The organism is Exiguobacterium artemiae 255-15 (genome assembly GCF_000019905.1).
In the GTDB taxonomy this organism is placed as follows: domain Bacteria; phylum Bacillota; class Bacilli; order Exiguobacteriales; family Exiguobacteriaceae; genus Exiguobacterium_A; species Exiguobacterium_A artemiae.
In genome coordinates, this window is record NC_010556.1 from 2111964 (window position 1) to 2130414 (window position 18451).

The 18451-nt window shown below is 47.3% G+C and carries 21 protein-coding genes and 1 tRNA gene; 4 read left to right on the plus strand and 18 right to left on the minus strand.

Translation table 11 applies throughout. The features are described 5' to 3' along the window. Positions 1–82 precede the first annotated feature (82 nt). From EXIG_RS10975 to EXIG_RS11020, 10 genes are all read right to left on the minus strand, one after another. Positions 83–156, minus strand: a tRNA-Arg gene (locus EXIG_RS10975). Between the two features lie 66 nt (positions 157–222). After that, the gene (locus EXIG_RS10980) at positions 223–729 is read right to left on the minus strand and encodes a metallophosphoesterase family protein (RefSeq protein WP_012371019.1); all 507 of its coding nucleotides are present in this window, start codon (positions 727–729) and stop codon (positions 223–225) included. A 6-nt stretch (positions 730–735) separates the two neighbouring features. After that, positions 736–1332: an XTP/dITP diphosphatase gene (locus EXIG_RS10985; RefSeq protein ID WP_012371020.1), complete on the minus strand. Its 597-nt coding sequence runs from the start codon at positions 1330–1332 to the stop codon at positions 736–738. Then, positions 1329–2081 carry a ribonuclease PH gene (gene rph, locus EXIG_RS10990; protein ID WP_012371021.1) on the minus strand — a complete coding sequence of 251 codons (753 nt, stop codon included), beginning with the start codon at positions 2079–2081 and terminating at the stop codon, positions 1329–1331. The genes EXIG_RS10985 and rph overlap by 4 nt, the downstream gene beginning before the upstream one ends. Next, positions 2072–2887, minus strand: coding sequence for a glutamate racemase (gene racE, locus EXIG_RS10995; RefSeq protein WP_012371022.1), 816 nt, complete (start codon positions 2885–2887; stop codon positions 2072–2074). The genes rph and racE overlap by 10 nt, the downstream gene beginning before the upstream one ends. An 87-nt stretch (positions 2888–2974) precedes the next feature. Next, the gene (locus tag EXIG_RS11000; protein WP_012371023.1) at positions 2975–3238 is read right to left on the minus strand and encodes a phosphocarrier protein HPr; all 264 of its coding nucleotides are present in this window, start codon (positions 3236–3238) and stop codon (positions 2975–2977) included. A 65-nt stretch (positions 3239–3303) separates the two neighbouring features. Further along, the gene (locus EXIG_RS11005) at positions 3304–3759 is read right to left on the minus strand and encodes an acyl-CoA thioesterase (RefSeq protein WP_012371024.1); all 456 of its coding nucleotides are present in this window, start codon (positions 3757–3759) and stop codon (positions 3304–3306) included. A gap of 66 nt (positions 3760–3825) precedes the next feature. After that, complete coding sequence (gene sdhB / locus EXIG_RS11010) at positions 3826–4632, minus strand: succinate dehydrogenase iron-sulfur subunit (protein ID WP_012371025.1); 807 nt, start codon at positions 4630–4632, stop codon at positions 3826–3828. After that, positions 4632–6395, minus strand: coding sequence for a succinate dehydrogenase flavoprotein subunit (gene sdhA / locus EXIG_RS11015; protein WP_012371026.1), 1764 nt, complete (start codon positions 6393–6395; stop codon positions 4632–4634). The genes sdhB and sdhA overlap by 1 nt, the downstream gene beginning before the upstream one ends. 19 nt (positions 6396–6414) lie before the next feature. Continuing rightward, positions 6415–7032: a succinate dehydrogenase cytochrome b558 subunit gene (locus EXIG_RS11020; protein WP_012371027.1), complete on the minus strand. Its 618-nt coding sequence runs from the start codon at positions 7030–7032 to the stop codon at positions 6415–6417. Between the two features lie 224 nt (positions 7033–7256). On the opposite strand from EXIG_RS11020, the gene EXIG_RS11025 reads away from it, so the two are divergent. Both EXIG_RS11025 and EXIG_RS11030 read left to right on the plus strand, forming a co-directional pair. Next, on the plus strand, positions 7257–7676 hold the full coding sequence (locus EXIG_RS11025) for a DUF2507 domain-containing protein (protein WP_012371028.1): 420 nt from the start codon (positions 7257–7259) through the stop codon (positions 7674–7676). Between the two features lie 107 nt (positions 7677–7783). After that, a complete protein-coding gene (locus EXIG_RS11030) occupies positions 7784–8398 on the plus strand; it encodes a PH domain-containing protein (RefSeq protein WP_012371029.1) in 615 nt (204 codons plus the stop codon). 103 nt (positions 8399–8501) lie between these two features. Here the strand turns inward: EXIG_RS11030 and uvrC are convergent, their stop codons facing one another. Then, complete coding sequence (gene uvrC, locus EXIG_RS11035; protein ID WP_012371030.1) at positions 8502–10286, minus strand: excinuclease ABC subunit UvrC; 1785 nt, start codon at positions 10284–10286, stop codon at positions 8502–8504. Positions 10287–10368: 82 nt separating this feature from the next. On the opposite strand from uvrC, the gene EXIG_RS11040 reads away from it, so the two are divergent. Both EXIG_RS11040 and EXIG_RS11045 read left to right on the plus strand, forming a co-directional pair. Beyond that, positions 10369–11691 carry a dihydrolipoyl dehydrogenase family protein gene (locus tag EXIG_RS11040; protein ID WP_012371031.1) on the plus strand — a complete coding sequence of 441 codons (1323 nt, stop codon included), beginning with the start codon at positions 10369–10371 and terminating at the stop codon, positions 11689–11691. Between the two features lie 22 nt (positions 11692–11713). Further along, positions 11714–12091 carry a VOC family protein gene (locus tag EXIG_RS11045; RefSeq protein ID WP_012371032.1) on the plus strand — a complete coding sequence of 126 codons (378 nt, stop codon included), beginning with the start codon at positions 11714–11716 and terminating at the stop codon, positions 12089–12091. Between the two features lie 59 nt (positions 12092–12150). Here the strand turns inward: EXIG_RS11045 and trxA are convergent, their stop codons facing one another. The 7 genes from trxA to EXIG_RS11080 form a co-directional block, all read right to left on the minus strand. Then, the gene (trxA, locus tag EXIG_RS11050) at positions 12151–12462 is read right to left on the minus strand and encodes a thioredoxin (protein WP_012371033.1); all 312 of its coding nucleotides are present in this window, start codon (positions 12460–12462) and stop codon (positions 12151–12153) included. Positions 12463–12628: 166 nt separating this feature from the next. Continuing rightward, entirely contained in the window at positions 12629–13591 is a 963-nt protein-coding gene (locus EXIG_RS11055; protein ID WP_012371034.1) for an electron transfer flavoprotein subunit alpha/FixB family protein, read from the minus strand. 15 nt (positions 13592–13606) lie between these two features. Next, positions 13607–14380, minus strand: coding sequence for an electron transfer flavoprotein subunit beta/FixA family protein (locus tag EXIG_RS11060; protein WP_012371035.1), 774 nt, complete (start codon positions 14378–14380; stop codon positions 13607–13609). Positions 14381–14461: 81 nt separating this feature from the next. Then, on the minus strand, positions 14462–15040 hold the full coding sequence (gene fadR / locus EXIG_RS11065) for a fatty acid metabolism transcriptional regulator FadR (RefSeq protein WP_012371036.1): 579 nt from the start codon (positions 15038–15040) through the stop codon (positions 14462–14464). 71 nt (positions 15041–15111) lie between these two features. After that, entirely contained in the window at positions 15112–16785 is a 1674-nt protein-coding gene (locus EXIG_RS11070) for an AMP-binding protein (protein WP_012371037.1), read from the minus strand. Positions 16786–16954: 169 nt separating this feature from the next. Next, entirely contained in the window at positions 16955–17848 is an 894-nt protein-coding gene (locus EXIG_RS11075) for a YitT family protein (RefSeq protein ID WP_012371038.1), read from the minus strand. A gap of 184 nt (positions 17849–18032) precedes the next feature. Beyond that, positions 18033–18440 carry a DUF350 domain-containing protein gene (locus EXIG_RS11080; RefSeq protein WP_012371039.1) on the minus strand — a complete coding sequence of 136 codons (408 nt, stop codon included), beginning with the start codon at positions 18438–18440 and terminating at the stop codon, positions 18033–18035. Between the last annotated feature and the right edge of the window lie 11 nt (positions 18441–18451).

An 18451-nucleotide genomic window follows, 5' to 3' on the forward strand; every position in this document is an offset into this window, starting at 1 on the left:
TCATGATACCTTAAGTATACTCGAAAAAACGGATAAAAAAAAGAGACCTCCCTCATAAGGGAAGTCTCTATTTTAATTATAGTGTCCCAAGAGGGATTCGAACCCCCGACCGACGCCTTAGAAGGGCGTTGCTCTATCCAGCTGAGCTATTGAGACGTGTCAACACGAATAAACTATACTAAAACAATTCTTTCGTGTCAATCACATTTGGTAAAACTCTTTTTAAAGTGTACCGTCGAGGTACAAAGCATTGATTTTTTCACCTGTCAGATCATAAAAATCGACTGTGAATTGATCATTTTCAACCGTCAACAACGCATACGTCTTTTCCGGGCGATGGCGCGGCATCCGGATCGAGCCCGGATTGATGAACAGTTTCCCGTCCCGTTGCTCGGCTTTTGCAACATGCGAATGACCGTACAGAACGATTGCTGCCGCTTTTTGATCGGCATGGTGCACCAGCTGGTCGAGGCTGTACTTGACGTCTTGCCGGTGTCCATGGACACATAAGACACGAAACGATCCAAGTTCCTCGATGACTTCATCCGGGAAGTCATTCCCGTAATCACAGTTCCCTTTGACAACACGATAGGGATATAACGATTCAGTCGTTCCTGTCAGTTGGGAGTCCCCGCAATGAAAGGCGAAATCTGCTTCTTGGTGGCGGTTGAATATCGTCAATAGTTCCTGATCGAGACCATGGCTGTCACTTACGATTAACGCTTTCATCTAAAATCACTCTCCCAAAAAAGTAGTTAATGCCGCTTCAAGTTTTTTCAAAGCCTGTCCACGATGACTGATGGCTGCCTTTTCACTTTTTGTCAATTCAGCTGCCGTCTGATTCAACGATGGAATCAGGAATAACGGATCGTAACCGAAACCGTTTGTCCCTTTCTGCTCAAATCCGATTTGACCTTCCATTGTTCCCCGAACGGTCAATGTTTCCCCGGACGGTTTTGCCAGTGACAAGGCACAGACAAAACGGGCTGTCCGTCGATCAGCCGGTGTGTCCGCTAATTTTTCCAACAACAATGCGTTATTGGCAGCATCTGATTTATCCTCTCCGGCAAACCGGGCAGAGTAGACGCCCGGTGCGCCGTCCAGTGCATCGACTTCAAGTCCGGAGTCGTCCGACAAGACGGCGTGGCCAAAATAAGCTGCCGCTTCTTTCGATTTCAGTTCCGCATTTTCTTCAAAGGTTGATCCGGTCTCTTCCGTTTCCGGTGCCGTGTCGTAATCGAGTAACGATTCGACATCGTATCCGAGTCGTCCAAGCATCGCTTGAAACTCACCGACTTTACCAGCATTTCTTGTCGCTACGATGATTTTCATTTGTGCTCCACCTCTTCTCCGACATACCACCACGAAGCCCCTAACGATTGTTCAGCCGCGTGAAGGAGTTCTTCAATACCCTTTTCCCCAAGTTCAAGCATATCGAGCATCTCTTTGCGAGAAAAGGTTGCTTCTTCCCCTGTCGCTTGCAGTTCGACGATTTTTCCGGATGAGGTCATGACAAGATTTAAATCGACATCGGCTGCTGCGTCTTCTTCATAACAAAGATCAAGCAATAACTCCGTCCCGACTTTCCCGACCGATACTGCTGCAATTCCTTCTTTGATGGGGGTATCCGTCAGCTTACCGCTTTGAATCAATCCGTCGACTGCCAAGACAAGTGCCAGGAAACCGCCTGTAATAGCCGCTGTACGCGTCCCGCCATCTGCTTGCAGCACATCACAATCAATCCAAACCGTCCGTTCACCCAATTTTTCGAGATTGACGACGGACCGTAACGCCCGGCTGATCAATCGTTGAATTTCCATCGTTCGTCCCGTCTGCTTTCCCCGGACGGCTTCCCGTCCCGTCCGTTGTGCTGTCGCCCGCGGCAACATCGCATATTCGGCATTGATCCATCCGTGACGTTTCCCCCGTAAAAACGGCGGCACTTTTTCTTCCACCGTCGCGGTGCATAAGACACGTGTATCCCCGACCGATATCAGTACCGATCCTTCTGCATGCTTATTGACATCGGTCTCGAGCTGAATTTTCCGCATGTCCGATTGTGCCCGTTGATCTAAACGCATTTTTCTTCCTCCGTTCCTAACACTAACCGTTTCGCTTGGACCGGATGATGTAACCAGTCACTGGCGATTCGTTCAAAAGAGCGTGTATCGCCGGTCGCATGATAGACATGTTCCGGAATACGATCAAGATCTGCCGTGATGCCGTTATAATCAAGCAAGGCACTGACTTCAAGCGCCGTCTCGTCTCCTGAAGAAATCAGCTGGACGTTTGGTCCGATGACTCGTCCAATGACTTCTGCCAGTAACGGATAATGTGTACATCCTAAAATCAATGTATCCATATCATAGGAAAGCAACGGCTTTAACGTGTTGGCGACGACACGTTCAACGTATGGTCCACTTGTCTGAGACGATTCAACGAGCGGAACAAACGGTGGACAGGAAAGCGACTCAACGACGACCTGCCCTTCGACGTGACGCAAGGCTTTCTCATACGAATTGCTTTCAATCGTCATTTTCGTACCAATGACGCCGATCCGTTTCGAGCGTGTAACCTTGACTGCCGCCCGTGCTCCAGGATCGATGACACCGATGACGGGAATCGACAGTTTTTGTCGGGCTTCTTTTAGGACAACTGCCGTCGCCGTATTACAGGCGATGACAATCAATTTCACACCTTGAGCGACCAGAAAATCAATCATCTCCCATGTAAATTGACGAATTTCTTCTTCCGGCCGGGGACCGTACGGACACCGTAACGTATCTCCGACATATATGATTTGTTCATGGGGCAGCTGACGCATCAATTCACGCGCGACAGTCAATCCACCAACCCCAGAATCTAATACTCCAATTGATCTATTCACGATTTCCCCTCACTTTCCTCTCATCTCATATGGTAACAAAAAAGGACGACGGTGCAAGACCGGCGTCCAAGAATGTACGATAAAGGATTACTGAGCAAGACCTTCGCTTGTCAGCATATCTGAAAGAGTCGTGATAGCTTCAGAAGCATCGTCACCGTTTGCAACGATTTTGATGTCTGAGTCTTTTGCGATTCCGAGTGAAAGAACACCCATGATCGACTTGAGGTTTACAGTCTTTCCGTTGTATTCCAAGTTGATGTCTGATTGGAATTTAGAAGCTGTGTTGACGAGTTGTGTTGCCGGACGAGCATGAATGCCTGAATCCGCGATGACTTTGAATGTTTTTTCCATGATTAAGAAATCTCCCTCCACTAATAACGTACTAGTGAGTCGTTTTCGAATATGTGAACTCATTATCAAATGATAACGGATTCGAATCGATTCTGCAAGGAATTTTTATAGGCTTCATTCCACGGAAACGCATTTCCGGAACGATCGATTTGGACCATCGAGGTCCGACCTGTAAACATCAATTCCTCTTGTTCGCTGAACGCCGCGTAATGGACATCACACGAAGCCGTTCCGACCTGGACCGGATACGCATAGACGGCAAGACGGGCCCGCGGATAGACTTGGCGGATGTAGTTACACTGCGCATCTGCTACGACGACGATTCCGTCGTTAGCAAGCGAATAACCTGTTTCTTCGAGCATCAGCGTCCGGACATCTTCAAAATAAACGAACGGAACTCGATTATTCATGTGACCGTAAGCATCGGTTTCAGCGAAGCGGACCGCGACATCCAGCCGCGTGCCGTGCTTCATCTGTTCCAACCACTGGTCTAAATCATTGATATAACTGGGTACACGCACAACCATTGCCTCCTTAAAATATAAAAAGAAGGAGCATCGCCCCTTCTTTAATTTTACGTTTTCGTCTTAACGACTGACTGCTTCTCCCGTACGTCCTTCGTCACTGCCGAAGAATTTCTTGAAGGAATGCAATGTCGTCTGACGGTTCATCGCTGCGATGGATGTTGTCAATGGAATGCCTTTCGGACATACTTCCACACAGTTTTGTGCGTTTCCGCACTGCATGATTCCACCGTCTTCCATCAAGGCTTCAAGACGCTCTTCTTTGTGGAACGCACCGGTCGGATGCGAATTGAAGAGACGGACTTGCGAAATCGATGCCGGTCCGATGAAGTTCGACCGGTCGTTGACGTTCGGACATGCTTCGAGACAGACACCGCATGTCATACATTTTGAAAGCTCGTATGCCCATTGGCGTTTGTTTTCCGGCATCCGCGGCCCCGGACCTAAGTCGTACGTACCGTCGATCGGTACCCAGGCTTTAACTTTTTTCAAGGCGTCAAACATGCGTTGACGGTCCACTTGAAGGTCACGGACAATCGGGAACGTTTGCATCGGTTGCAGACGAATCGGTTGCTCGAGCTTATCAACAAGTGCCGTACACGACTGACGGGGTGTTCCGTTGATGACCATTGAACACGCACCGCAGACTTCCTCGAGACATCCCATGTCCCAGTTGATCGGCGTCGTTTTTTCTCCGGCTGCATTGACCGGGTTACGACGAATCTCCATCAAGGCCGAGATGACGTTCATATTCGGGCGGTAAGGGACTTCAAATGCTTCATCATAGGCTTTACCGTCCGGTCCATCCTGACGTTGCACGATGAACTGAACCGGTTTTTGATTCGTTTTCTGTTCGAGTGGTGTCGCCATTATGCCTTCACCTCTTTCTTCGACTTCTTGCTGTAGTCGCGCTTACGCGGTGGAATCAATGATGTATCGACTTCTTCGTAATAGATTTCCGGATGACCGTTCGTATAGCGGGCCATCGTTGTTTTCAAGAATCGTTCGTCATCACGTTCCGGGAAGTCCGGTTTGTAATGGGCGCCACGGCTCTCGTCGCGTTTCAAGGCTCCAAGTGTGATCGCTTCCGCAAGATCCAGCATATGATCGAGCTGACGGATGAATGATGCACCCTGGTTGCTCCAACGCGCTGTGTCCGTCGCTGAAATGCGTGTGAAGCGGTCGCGGAGTTCCTTGATTTTCTCAAGCGTCTGCTCGAGTTTATCGTTATAACGAACGACTGTGACGTTATCCGTCATGACTTCACCGAGTTCGCGGTGGATTTGATACGCATTTTCCGTACCTTCCATTGCGAGGATGTCGTTGAAACGGTTGATCTCAGCAATTTTGTGTGCTTCCACGACTTCTTCCGGCATCTCATGAACGGATTGATCGAGATCGTTCATGTAGGCGATTGCTGCCGGTCCTGCGACCATTCCGCCGTAGACGGCAGACAGCAACGAGTTCGCTCCCAGACGGTTCCCGCCGTGCATCGAGTAGTCACATTCGCCGGATGCAAATAATCCCGGGATATTCGTCATTTGATCATAATCAACCCATAGTCCACCCATTGAGTAATGAACTGCCGGGAAGATTTTCATCGGTACTTTTCGTGGATCGTCTCCGACGAATTTCTCGTAAATTTCAAGAATACCGCCAAGTTTGACGTCCAGTTCTTTCGCATCTTTGTGAGAAAGGTCAAGATAGACCATGTTTTCCCCGTTGACACCAAGCTTCTGATTGACACAAACATCAAAGATTTCGCGCGTCGCGATATCACGTGGCACAAGATTTCCGTAAGCCGGATATTTTTCTTCGAGGAAGTACCATGGTTTACCGTCTTTATACGTCCAGACACGTCCACCTTCACCGCGGGCCGATTCACTCATGAGACGGAGTTTATCGTCTCCCGGAATCGCTGTCGGGTGAATCTGAATGAACTCCCCGTTCGCGTAAATAGCACCTTGGCGGTAAACCGCTGCTGCTGCCTGTCCTGTGTTGATGACCGAGTTGGTTGATTTTCCGAAAATAACACCCGGACCGCCTGTTGCTAAAATGACTGAGTCAGCTGCAAACGCTTCGATTTCCATCGAACGTAAGTTTTGACATACCGCACCACGACAAATCCCTTCTTCATCAATGATCGCACGAAGGAATTCCCATCCTTCATATTTTTCTACCAAACCTTGCGCTTCAAATTTACGGACCTGTTCATCAAGTGCATACAACAATTGTTGTCCTGTCGTTGCACCGGCATAAGCCGTCCGGTGATGCAATGTTCCTCCGAAACGACGGAAATCAAGTAATCCTTCCGGTGTCCGGTTAAACATGACGCCCATCCGGTCGAACATGTGGATGATTTTCGGTGCCGCTTCCGTCATTTTTTGAACCGGTGGCTGGTTGGCTAAGAAATCACCGCCGTACACCGTATCGTCCAAATGCTGGTAAGGTGAGTCACCTTCTCCTTTTGTATTGACGGCCCCGTTGATTCCTCCTTGTGCACAAACGGAGTGTGAACGTTTGACTGGCACGAGAGAAAATAATTTGACGGGTACACCTTGTTCTGCTGCTTTTATCGTAGCCATCAAACCGGCAAGTCCTCCGCCGATGATGACAAGATTCTTATTCGCCATGTTGTTAGTTCCCCTTTCCTTACAACACGCCTGCAAACGTCAAGATCGAGCGTACGCCTACAAACGATAATCCGATGAATACGAGGGCTGCCACATAAGACATCGCTTTTTGAGAAGCGGGTGACTGTGTGATTCCCCATGTGATGCAGAACGTCCAGAGTCCGTTTGCCAAGTGGAACGTCGTCGCCAGGATCCCGACGATGTAGAAGGCAAGCATGAATCCGTTATCGACGATATTTTGCATCATGCTCGCATCAACTTCCGTACCCATTGCTGCGGCAATCCGTGTTTCCCAAACGTGCCATGTGATGAACACGACAAGGAAAATACCTGAGAAGCGTTGTAGCACATACATCCAGTTCCGGAAGTATGTATAACGACCTGTGTTCGCGGAACCTGTAAACGCGATGTAAACACCGTAGATACCGTGTAGGATGATTGGAATGAAGATGACAAACACTTCCAAGAACAACCGATACGGAACGCTCCCCACGACTTCCGCAGCCTTATTAAAGTCTTCTTCCCCACGAACGATGAAATAGTTCGTCGTAAAATGAGAAAGTAAAAATAACCCGATTGGAATGACGCCGAGCAGTGAGTGTATTTTACGCCCCACGAAATCACGATGATTCGCCATCCAAATCCCCCCTTTTGTTTGCCAATCAAACGTTGGCGCATTTTGGTAGAAAAGCGCTTTCATAAGGAAATTCGTCTTTTCATCACTTATTCTACTCCTGTCCTTTTTATAAGACAACCCGAGCCGTTGCATTTAACTGCAAATAACTGCAAATTTTTTCAGGAAAACAATGACCGAGGAGAATTACCCCGCTATAATAGTTTCAGAGATAGGAGTGATTGTTGATGGATTCAGTACCAACCCCCTCTTCCACATTCGGAATCGAACTGATTCGTGACTATGTGCTGATGGATTTATTAGGAACAGATTACCGCCATGTCATCTATTGGGCAGGCAAGCGACTGGCACGTGAATTTCCGGTCTTAAGTGCCGAAGAAGCAGCTCCCTTTTTTTACGAAGCGGGTTGGGGACATCTCGAACTAAAAAAACAAAAAGGAAACTCTTTGAGTTTTGTATTAACACCCCCTGAATCGACACGCCTCGACCGCCCTTCAGGCTATTTCCAATTAGAAGCCGGCTTTTTAGCGGAACAATTCTCTCGACTGCACGGTTGTGTGGCGGAAGGATATGCAGAATTAAACAAAACCAGCGTACATATTTTGATTGAGATTGATCCAAAAGATCCGATAGAACGCTCACTTTGAAATCCATACAGGAGTTTTAAAGCGGACCTCGAATTCTTGAAACATGAAACCTTTTCGTTTGATTGCCGTATCAGTATTCAGTCGCATCTACCAAAGGAGGAATTTTTATGTTCAAGAAACTAGCAGCCGATTTAACAGGATTCAGTGATATTGGGCAAGTGATTCACCCGGACGATTTTGACAAGGCCGCTGCGGACGACTACGTGTTACACGAAGACGGCGAAAAAATTTATTTCTTAATCAAATCGAAAACGGATGAGTACTGCTTTACGAATCTGGCGCTTGTTCACCTTGACGGCGAAAGTGCCGTCAGCTCAAAACGTGTTCTCTACCGTTATCCGTATGCCCATTACCCGATTCGTCATGTCATGTTTGAAACGGCCGGTACGGTTGATCTCGATGTCGAGATCAAGTTTGAGATTGGCGGAAAACACTATTCGATTGATGTCGATAAAAAACAGCTCGAACACGTGAAGGATCTTTACAAAGCGCTTCTCGCCATTGCCGAAAAACAATACGAGGGACAAAAGATGCTTGAGTTCGCTAACAGTTCACTGAATCATTCCGTGACGATTCTCGGCGGTCTCCGCCAAGGCGATATGAACGTCCCGCAAACGTTCAAAGACTTATCGCAAGAGTCGTTTGACTGGTTACAGGGCCATTACTACAAGTGGAATCAAAAAGACTTTGGTTCGTTCTACGAAAAATATATCAATAACTAAAACTGCTGTTTTAGCTTAATTTGATGAATTCCTTATAAAAATACGCGCCGTCCTCTCGTTTTCTATTAGAAAATCGAGGGAATGGCGCGTTTCCTTTTTATTTTTACTCTTCATTCGTCTGACTGAGATATTCCGCAACCGTCTCTGCTAACTTAACGGGTAAACCCGCTTCCGTCAGCTGTTCGATGTTCGCTTTCTTCAAACTCCGCATCGACCCAAAATGGCGGATCAACTGTTGACGGCGTTTTGGCCCGACTCCGGGAATGTCGTCAAGCAGCGACCGAGTCATTCCTTTTGAGCGCAGTGAACGGTGGAACGTGATGGCAAACCGGTGGACCTCATCTTGCATACGTTGCAGCAAATAAAACGCACTCGAACGCGGATGCAGTTCAATCAACCGACCGCCTTCCCCGAACAATAACTGACTTGTCCGGTGCTTATCGTCTTTTTTCAGTGAGCCGACTGGCAGGGATAATCCCAGTTCATCTTGAATGACTTCGAGTGCGGCATTTAATTGCCCGAGTCCACCATCTATCAAGACAAGATCCGGCAAACGTGCTCCTTCAAGCAATAAACGCCGGTAGCGTCGTCTGACGATTTCCCGCATCGACTCATAATCATCCGGTCCTGTGACAGTCTTGATTTTAAATTTGCGATACTCTTTTTTGAGCGGTTTTCCGTCTTCGAAAACGACGAGTGCCGAGACGGCATCAGCACCTTGAATGTTGGCATTATCAATGATTTCAATCCGCGATAACGGATGGATATCAATTGCATCGGCCAGTTCCTGAACAGCCTGAACGGTTTTCTTTTCATCACGGGCAATCAGTTCGAACCGTTCGCCGATTGCGTTTTCCGCATTTTTCGTCGCAAGATCAAGCAACTTACGTTTTGATCCGCGGACCGGGACATGGACACGCAAACTAAGCGCTTCTTTCAGCAACATCTGATTGACGAGGGGTGGGACATAAATCTCGCTCGGTTTAATGTTTTTTTCGTAGAACTGGACGATAAAACTCTCGAGCTCTTCTGCCGGTGTCCCGTAAATCGGAAACAATGACACATCGCGCTCAATCATTTTTCCGCCACGCAGGAAGAAGACCTGGACACACATCCATCCCTTGTCGACATAAATCCCGAAGACATCCCGCGCGGTCAGGTCTGCCGTAATCATATTTTGCTTGTTCATGATGGATTCAATCGCCCGAATTTGGTCACGCAACTCCCCTGCCCGCTCGAATTCCATCTCTTCCGCTGCAACGCTCATCTTTTGTTGCAACGACTGGACCAAGTCTTTTGTTTCCCCCGATAAGAAACGACGGATTTCCGAGACAATCTCTTTTTGGTCCCCTTCGAGATTGGGGATTTCACAAGGTCCGAGACACTGGCCGATGTGGTAGTACAAACACAGTTTCTTCGGCATCGGCTGGCATTTCCGGAGCGGATACAGCCGGTCGAGTAGACGTTTGGTTTCATTGGCAGCATAAGCGTTCGGATAAGGACCAAAGTAATGTCCGCCGTCTTTTTTTAATTTCCGTGTCGTAATCAGACGCGGATACGTCTCATTCGTAATTTTTAAATAAGGATAGGATTTATCATCCTTCAGCATAATGTTATATTTCGGGTCGTGTTTCTTGATCAGTGTCATCTCAAGAAGCAAAGCTTCGAGCTCACTTCCCGTAATGATGTATTCAAAATCACGGATGTCTGCGACAAGCCGTTCTGTCTTTAAGTCATGTGCACCGGTGAAATAAGACCGGACACGGTTCTTTAAATTTTTAGCTTTTCCGACATAAATGACCTCACCAAATTGATTTTTATGCAAATAGCAGCCCGGTTCGTCAGGTAAAAGGGATAATTTCGCCTTAATATGTTCTTGATGACTCACAAAAATGTCTCCTTCCACCGTTTCTAGTTTTACGTTATAGGGTAAATATCATACATTGATTATGACATATGGGGGATAAAAAATGCGTACATACGATTGCATTGTAATAGGTACAGGATCTGCTGGAAACCAAGCAGCTTATAAATTTGCCGAAAAAGGACTAAACGTTGCCATTATCGAAAACTTTACACCGGGCGGAACATGTGCCCAGCGTGGTTGTGATGCGAAAAAGATTTTATTGACCGGCAGTGAAGCTAAAGACGCCGTCGAACGTCTGCTGGGATATGGATTAAAAGGCCTTGTGTCCATTGACTGGCGTCAGCTGATGGAACGAAAAAATGAATATACACGCGCCATCCCGGAACAAACACGAAATCGGTATGACGAGGTGGGAATTGACTACTATCACGGTGAACCCCGTTTTCTATCTAACAAAAAACTCCTTGTGGACGATATCGAGTTGGAAGCCGACCAATTTTTAATCGCGACCGGACTTCGCCCACGTGAGCTGTCCGTTCCCGGTAGTGAACGTTTCCTCAACAGTAATGAATTTCTGGAATTACGTGATGTACCCCGTCGCCTTGTCTGTATTGGTGGAGGATACATTTCGTTTGAATTCGCTCACCTTGCCCGAATCGCCGGTTCTGAAGTGACGATTCTCCTGCGTTCCGGTGCACTTAAACAGTTTGAACAAGATTTAGTTTCCGTGCTGCTCGAAGCGACACAGGCGCTTGGCATCAAGATTCTTCACGAAACGGAAGCTGTATCTTACTCGGACACGACATTGACACTTTCTGACGGAACACGGTTAGAAGCTGACGTTGTGTTGAATGCGACAGGTCGCGTCGCAAGCATCGAACATTTGCAATTGGAAAAAGCCGGTGTCATCTACGAAGAAAAAGGCATACATGTAAATGATTACCTCCAGTCTTCCGCTTCAAACATCTATGCAGCAGGTGACGTAGCAGTCAGCGGAAATCCTGCCTTGACTCCTTTTGCAGGAACGGAAGGACGGCTTGCTGCCTGTAATATGCTCGAAGGCAATACGCGCCGACTGGAATTACTTCCTGTGCCGAGCATCGTCTTCACTACGCCAAATCTTGCAAAAGTCGGACAGACGGAAGCCAGTCTAAAACAAAACAATACAAGATATCGCGGAAAATTAATTGATACCTCGAGTTGGCAAACAAATGTCCGGATTAAAGATCCGTTTGCCCGGGCCAAAGTATTGATCGGCGAAGACGATCAGATTCTGGGTGCTCACTTCATCGGTGTGCATGCCGCAGAATTGGCCAATTACTTTTCGTTCGCGATGCAACACCGGATTCCAAGCTCCGCCCTGCAAAAAACAAGTTTTGCCTACCCGACACCGGCATCCGACATTGCTTCATTACTTGAAGACTGATTAAGGAAAGTGAGGTTTCGACATGGTTCACTACGGCTATACGATTCTTTATATCGCGGATCCTGACAAGACCCGTCAGTTTTACAACGGTCTGCTCGGTCTGCCGATTAAAGCGGAGCACGGAAGTTATACGGAGTTTGATACCGGATCGACAATTCTTGCCTTCAACACAAAAGAAGACGTCCGTTCCATGATTCCCTATGAAATCCCGGACAAAACCGCTCAACAATCGATCGAGCTCGGTTTTGTGACGGAAGATGTCGCTCATGTGTATGAGCAGATCAAGAATGCAGGTCACCAAACCGTGTTACCTCCGACTGAAAAACCGTGGGGTCAAACAGTCGCCTATGTGCTTGACCCGGACGGTCATCTGATTGAACTTTGTTCACCGATAGGTTGATTCAATACAAAAAAGGCATTCCGTCGATTGACGGAATGCCTTTTGAATAGCGTTTAGAATTAGTTAGATGTTTCAACGAATTCTTTTAAAGCATCTTTAGGCATGAAGCCCATTGTTTTGTTGACCGGTTGACCGTCTTTGAATAAGACGAGCGTCGGAATACTTTGGACTTGGAAAGCTCCAGCAACTTCCGGGTTAGCGTCAACGTCGACTTTAACAATTTTAACGTTTTCCATGTCTGCATCAAGTTCTTCGAGAACCGGAGCAAGCATGCGACAAGGTCCGCACCATGTTGCCCAGAAATCAACGAGAACGAGACCTTCTTGTGTATCTTCTTTAAACGATTGGCTAGTTGCGTGTACGATTGCCATTGAGAAAAACCTCCTATTTTTAGACGGGATCGACTTGTGAATCCAACCCATCTTTTTACTGACTTGAGTATAGCACAGCCCTACCTTACAGCAAACGAAACTGCTCAGACAAGTTATACGCAAAAAAAGAAGCAAAGAAGTTGCTCTTTGCTTCTTCCCCCGCTTCTTAATGAACAAGCATTTTTTTGAATTCTGCCGTTAGTAACGGCACGACATCAAACAAATCGCCGACGATTCCGTAATCTGCGACCGAGAAGATATTCGCTTCCGGATCTTTGTTGATGGCGACGATGACTTTCGCATTCGACATCCCGGCTAAATGTTGAATCGCACCGGAAATACCGCAAGCGATGTATAAGTCCGGTGTGACCACTTTCCCCGTCTGACCGATTTGCAACGCGTAATCGCAATAGTCTGCGTCACACGCTCCACGTGATGCACCGACTGCACCACCGAGCAAATCCGCCAACTCTTGAAGCGGTGCAAAACCGTCTGAACTCTTGACACCACGACCGCCTGCGACAATGACTTTCGCTTCCGACAGATCGACACCACCCGTTGCTTTTCGGACGACTTCTGAAACGATAGTACGCAGATCCTTCAACTCAACGGTTACGGATTCAACCGTTCCTTCTGAAGTTCCTTCCGCCAACGGCTCGATATTGTTCGGGCGGACGGTGAAGAGCGTTTTTCCTTCTGAAACTTTTACTTTTTCAAAGGCTTTTCCGGAATAGATCGGTCGGATGAAAGAAGCATCTGCTCCGCTGCCTTCGATCGACGTCACATCACTGATTAATCCTGCCTGCAGTTTCGCTGCGATTTTCGGTGACAGATCTTTACCAAGTGAGGTATGACCAAAGACGATGACGTCCGGCGCAACACGTTCCAACAACTGCATGAAGACTTGTCCGTACCCGTCCGGTGTATAATGCTGCAAGCGTTCGTCTTCAACGACGAGAACCTGATGTGCCCCCCGTGTCGCGAGTTGCGCGGCATCTGCTGCTACGTTTTGTCCGATTAAGGCAACCACGACTTCGTCTGCAACTAAGTTTGCCGCTGCAATCGCTTCAAATGACACATTTCGTAAATTCCCGTCCCGTGATTCTGCAAGTACAAGTGCTTTTGACATATCGTTTCTTCCCCCTTAAACAACTTTTGCTTCGTTGCGTAATAATGAAGCGAGTTCCTGGACTTGTGTCGACAAATCGCCTTCTAGAATTTTACCGGCTGCTTTATTTGGCGGCAAAAAGCGTTCAATCGTCTCAAGACGCGGTGCCAACTCATCCTCGTCTAATTCCAGATCCGATAATTCAAGTTCCTCGAGCGGTTTCTTTTTCGCCTTCATGATACCCGGCAGGCTTGGATAACGAGGTTCATTTAATCCTTGTTGGGCTGTGACGAGCAACGGCAACGATGTTTTAATGACTTCCGTATCCCCTTCCGAGTCACGTGTCACGACGGCATCCGTTCCGTTCAACTCAAGCTTCGTGATTGTTGTGACGTACGGAATATCAAGCAGTTCTGCGACACGCGGAGCGACTTGTCCGCTTCCGCCGTCAACGGCGACGTTTCCGGCGATGATTAAATCGACTGTCTGTTCCTTGAGATATCCGGCCAATACTTCTGAAATCGAATAATGATCGGCTTCCTCAATATCGTCTTCAATTGAGATTCGGACTGCTTGATCGGCTCCCATCGCGAGCGCTGTCCGGAGTTCTTTGTCTGCATCTTCCGGTCCGACCGTTACGACCGTCACGGTTCCAGATTGGGCATCCCGTACACGGATCGCTTCTTCGACTGCATATTCGTCATAAGGGTTGATGATGAATTCCGCACCATCCTCTTCGATTTGACCATTTTCGAGCTGGATTGCTTCTTCCGTATCAAATGTTCGTTTTAACAAGACGTAGATTTCCATTCTTCGTTCCCCCTCGTATCAACTTCTATTGACCACCATCATTTTTGTATCCGCTTACAAAAAGTTTTTCATGAAAAGGGCTTAACTCAGCCCTTTAATTAGCATGCGATGAATACCGTGACGTGTCTCGAGCAACTCGTATTTAAATCCGCTCGCCATCCAGCTGGTCACGACTTCGTCAATCGTTCCGAATACCATTTGCCGTGCTAAACGGTAATCCAGCTCGTTTGAGAACTCTCCCGATTCCATCCCGTTTCGAATCACACGATCAATCAGATGAAGATACGGTTTTAAAACCGTTGCGATATTATGCCGCATCTCTTGATTCGATTGGCGTAACTCGATTTGTGTGACGACAGCCAAATCATAATCAACCGACAATTGTTCGAGATGTGCCTCAATGAGCGCTGCCAGTTGTTGCGTCGCTGACTGATGATGTGCGATTTGCGCTTCTGAATATTCGATGAAGCTACCCATCTTGGCTTGGAACAAAGAAATCAATAAGTGCTCTTTGTTCTTGAAGTAAAGATAAATCGTTCCATCCGCTACGCCTGCTTCTTTCGCGATAGCTGTCACTTTGGCACCGTGGTAGCCGTTTTTCGCAATCACCTTCACTGCCGCATCAATGATGCGATCACTTTTAGACATCGTTCTTTTCATAAGGTTATCTCCTAACACATAAAATGAATGATGGTTCATTCATATTTATTCTATCATGCCATTTTGAACTGTCAACTGCTTTCTTCCAGTTGTTTTGCCCGTTCTTCCTCGACCAGGACACGACGCAGAATTTTCCCGACGAACGTTTTCGGTAACTCTTGTCTGAACTCATACTGCTTCGGCACTTTGAAGGAAGCCAGACTTTTCCGGCAAAACTGATCCAGTTCCTCTTCCGTCGTCTGCACATCGTCTTTCAGTACGATGAAGGCTTTGACGGTTTCACCCCGGTAAGCATCCGGCACACCGATGACGACCGCTTCTTTGACCGCCGGATGTTCGTACAAAATTTCTTCGACTTCCCGTGGATAGATATTGAATCCCGATGCGATAATCAAATCTTTTTTCCGGTCGACAATCCGGAAATAATGGTCCTCGCCGACATATCCAAGGTCTCCCGTATGCAACCATCCGTCACGCAGGACAGCCTGCGTATCTTCCGGGCGTTTCCAGTATCCTTTCATGACTTGCGGGCCACGGACAAGAATCTCTCCGATTTCTCCCGGTGCAGCAGGCGTCTCTCCGTCCGGTTGAACGATTTTAGAGATTGTATCCGGAACAGGAATTCCGACCGTTCCCGGAACGCGCTTATCCCAGATACAGTTCGTATGCGTCACGGGACTTGTTTCCGACAAGCCATACCCTTCGACGATGCGTCCGCCTGTCACCTGTTCAAACTTCTCTTGTACTTCGACCGGAAGCGGTGCTGATCCGGAAATACATGCTTCGATCGAGGATAAATCGTATTTTTTTAGTTTCGGATGATTTAACAATCCGACATACATCGTCGGAGCACCGGGAAACAGACTCGGTTTTTCTTTATCAATCGTCTTCAGGACCTGTTCTAAATCGAATTTCGGCAAAATGATTTGTTCATAGGCATTGAACATGCCGAAGTTCAGGTTACATGTCATTCCGTAGACATGGAAATACGGGACGACCGCCAACAACTTCCGCCCGTCTCCCCGAGAATATTTATAGAACCAATGACTGATCTGCTCGACATTGGCACTGAGATTAAAGTGCGTCAACATAACACCTTTAGGCGCACCGGTCGTTCCACCTGTATATTGTAACACTGCGATATCTTCTTTTGGGTTGATGTTCACCGGTTCAATCATCGTACTTCCGCGATGAGACAGAAACGGAATGGATCCCGTCGTATCAATGATGATGTTATTGTCTTTACGGGACTTGATCGGATACAGTTTATTTTTAGGAAATGAAAGGTAGTCAGCAATGCTTGTCGTGACAACGGTTTTTAAAGACGTCTTTGCTTTGACACGCGATGCTTTCGGATACAGCAAATCGAGTGTGACGAGCATCTTCGCCCCTGAATCGTCCAAAATCTGTTCCAGTTCGCGGTCGGTATACAACGGATTGACCTGAACGACGATTCCACCGGCGTACAACACCGCGTAGTAACTGATCATATATTGTGGACAGTTCGGCAACATCAAACCGACCCGGTCGCCCTTCTCAAGACCGGCATCCTGCAGGACTTTTGCAAAGCTCCGCGCTTCATGGCGCACTTCCTGGAACGTCATTCGTTTCCCGAGAAAACTAAGCGCTCTCCGCTCCGGAAATTCATTTGCCGCCTCCTCGAGTGCTTGATAAAGCGGTACTTCACGATAGTTGATCGATGCAGGTATTTGTTCCGGATAATCCTTTAACCATGCTGAATCCATTCCATTCCCTCCCTGTAACTGAATTACTATTCATTTTTATTATACGTGTATTTCAGCTAACACGGCTAGTCTTCTGTTAAAATAAATTTCATTTTTTCCAAATAATAGATATTTGAAACTCATCAAAAAGACCACTTGCGCTGTTTCACAAGTGGTCTTTTGAATCGGTTTAACGGGATGGATAGGTAAACCCTTCCCCGATGACTTCCCGTACTTTATGAATGACGACAAAGGCACGCGGATCCGCCGCTTCGACGATTTGTTTCAATGGCGCGAGCTGGCGCTTATCGACAATCATATATAACATATCGTTTTTCTGTTTTGTGAAATGACCGTGGCTGTGGATGACGGTCGCACTGCGTCCGAGTGTTTCGGTCAAAATCGTGGCGATTTCTTCCTGGCGATGACTGATGATCGTCACGGCTTCACGGACATTCAATCCTTCGCTGACCAAATCAATCAAATACGAACCAATGATGATTGCAATCAACGTATAAAGCATCGTTTCTTCCCCAAACAAAAATCCGGAGGCTCCGACGACCGTCACGTCGATGATGAACATCGACACGGCAATCCCTAAGTTCAAATACTTATTCATTAGCCGAGCGATGATGACACCGCCGCCGGTCGTCCCGCCTGCCCGGATGACAAGACCGATTCCAAGACCAATCAAGATTCCGGCATAGACCGTCCCGATCAGCCGGTTGTCGGAACTCGTCGCGAGTGATGCCGTTGACGACAAGACGAACGAGGTCGTCGCGACGGAAATGACGGAATAGATCATCGTTTTCCGACTTAAGAAGCGGTAGCCGACGACAAACAATAACGCATTGGCAAGTAACGAGACTAAGCCGGTATCCCATCCATACAGGTAGTAGAAGATGACCGTAATCCCGATCAACCCTCCTTCTGACAAATCATTCGGAATCGTAAAGTAGTTGATGCCGAACGCCAGGATAGCTGAACCGATGATCACCCAAAAAATATCTTTCCAGGAAATCAGTTGCATCGCTTCAAAGGCGCGGCGCCGTATTTCATTGGTATTGGTTTTTTTGACGTTCATAGTCGTCTCCTCCTTCATTTTTTTGTGTCCTGCCAATAAAAATTCCGTACTGAATCGATCTCAGTACGGAATAATCACTTAGCAGAGCCAGTTCTTTTAATTCATAAAAACCCACAGCAGACCGACGACCAAAAAGGCAATCGATACGCCAAACATGATTTTCGCTAATCGTTCTAACACCTGTTCACCCCACTAACGCTGAACCGATCACATAAGACATCCCGATCGATAACGAACAGGAGATGATGCCGACAGCGATATTTCCTTTTTCGATCTCCCGGTCGACCGGAAGATTCGGAGTTAAGAATTCAAAAATCCAATAGGTCGAAATCAACAGTAAAAATCCGAAGGCACTTTCTAAAAAAATCGCCCCGACACGCTGTTCACTTTGGACGGCAAAATGGACGATATTTGCCAAACCGATGATTTTCCCGCCGGTCGCGAGAGCAACAGCAATGTTTCCACTCTTGATATGTTCCCAGTTCCGGTACCGGGTTGTCAACTCAAAAAGTGCCAACCCCATGATGATTAACAGTCCCGCAACCGAATATAAAGCTGTCGTGTAGACATAGACGTTTTCAAAAATATTCACCTAACCGCGCC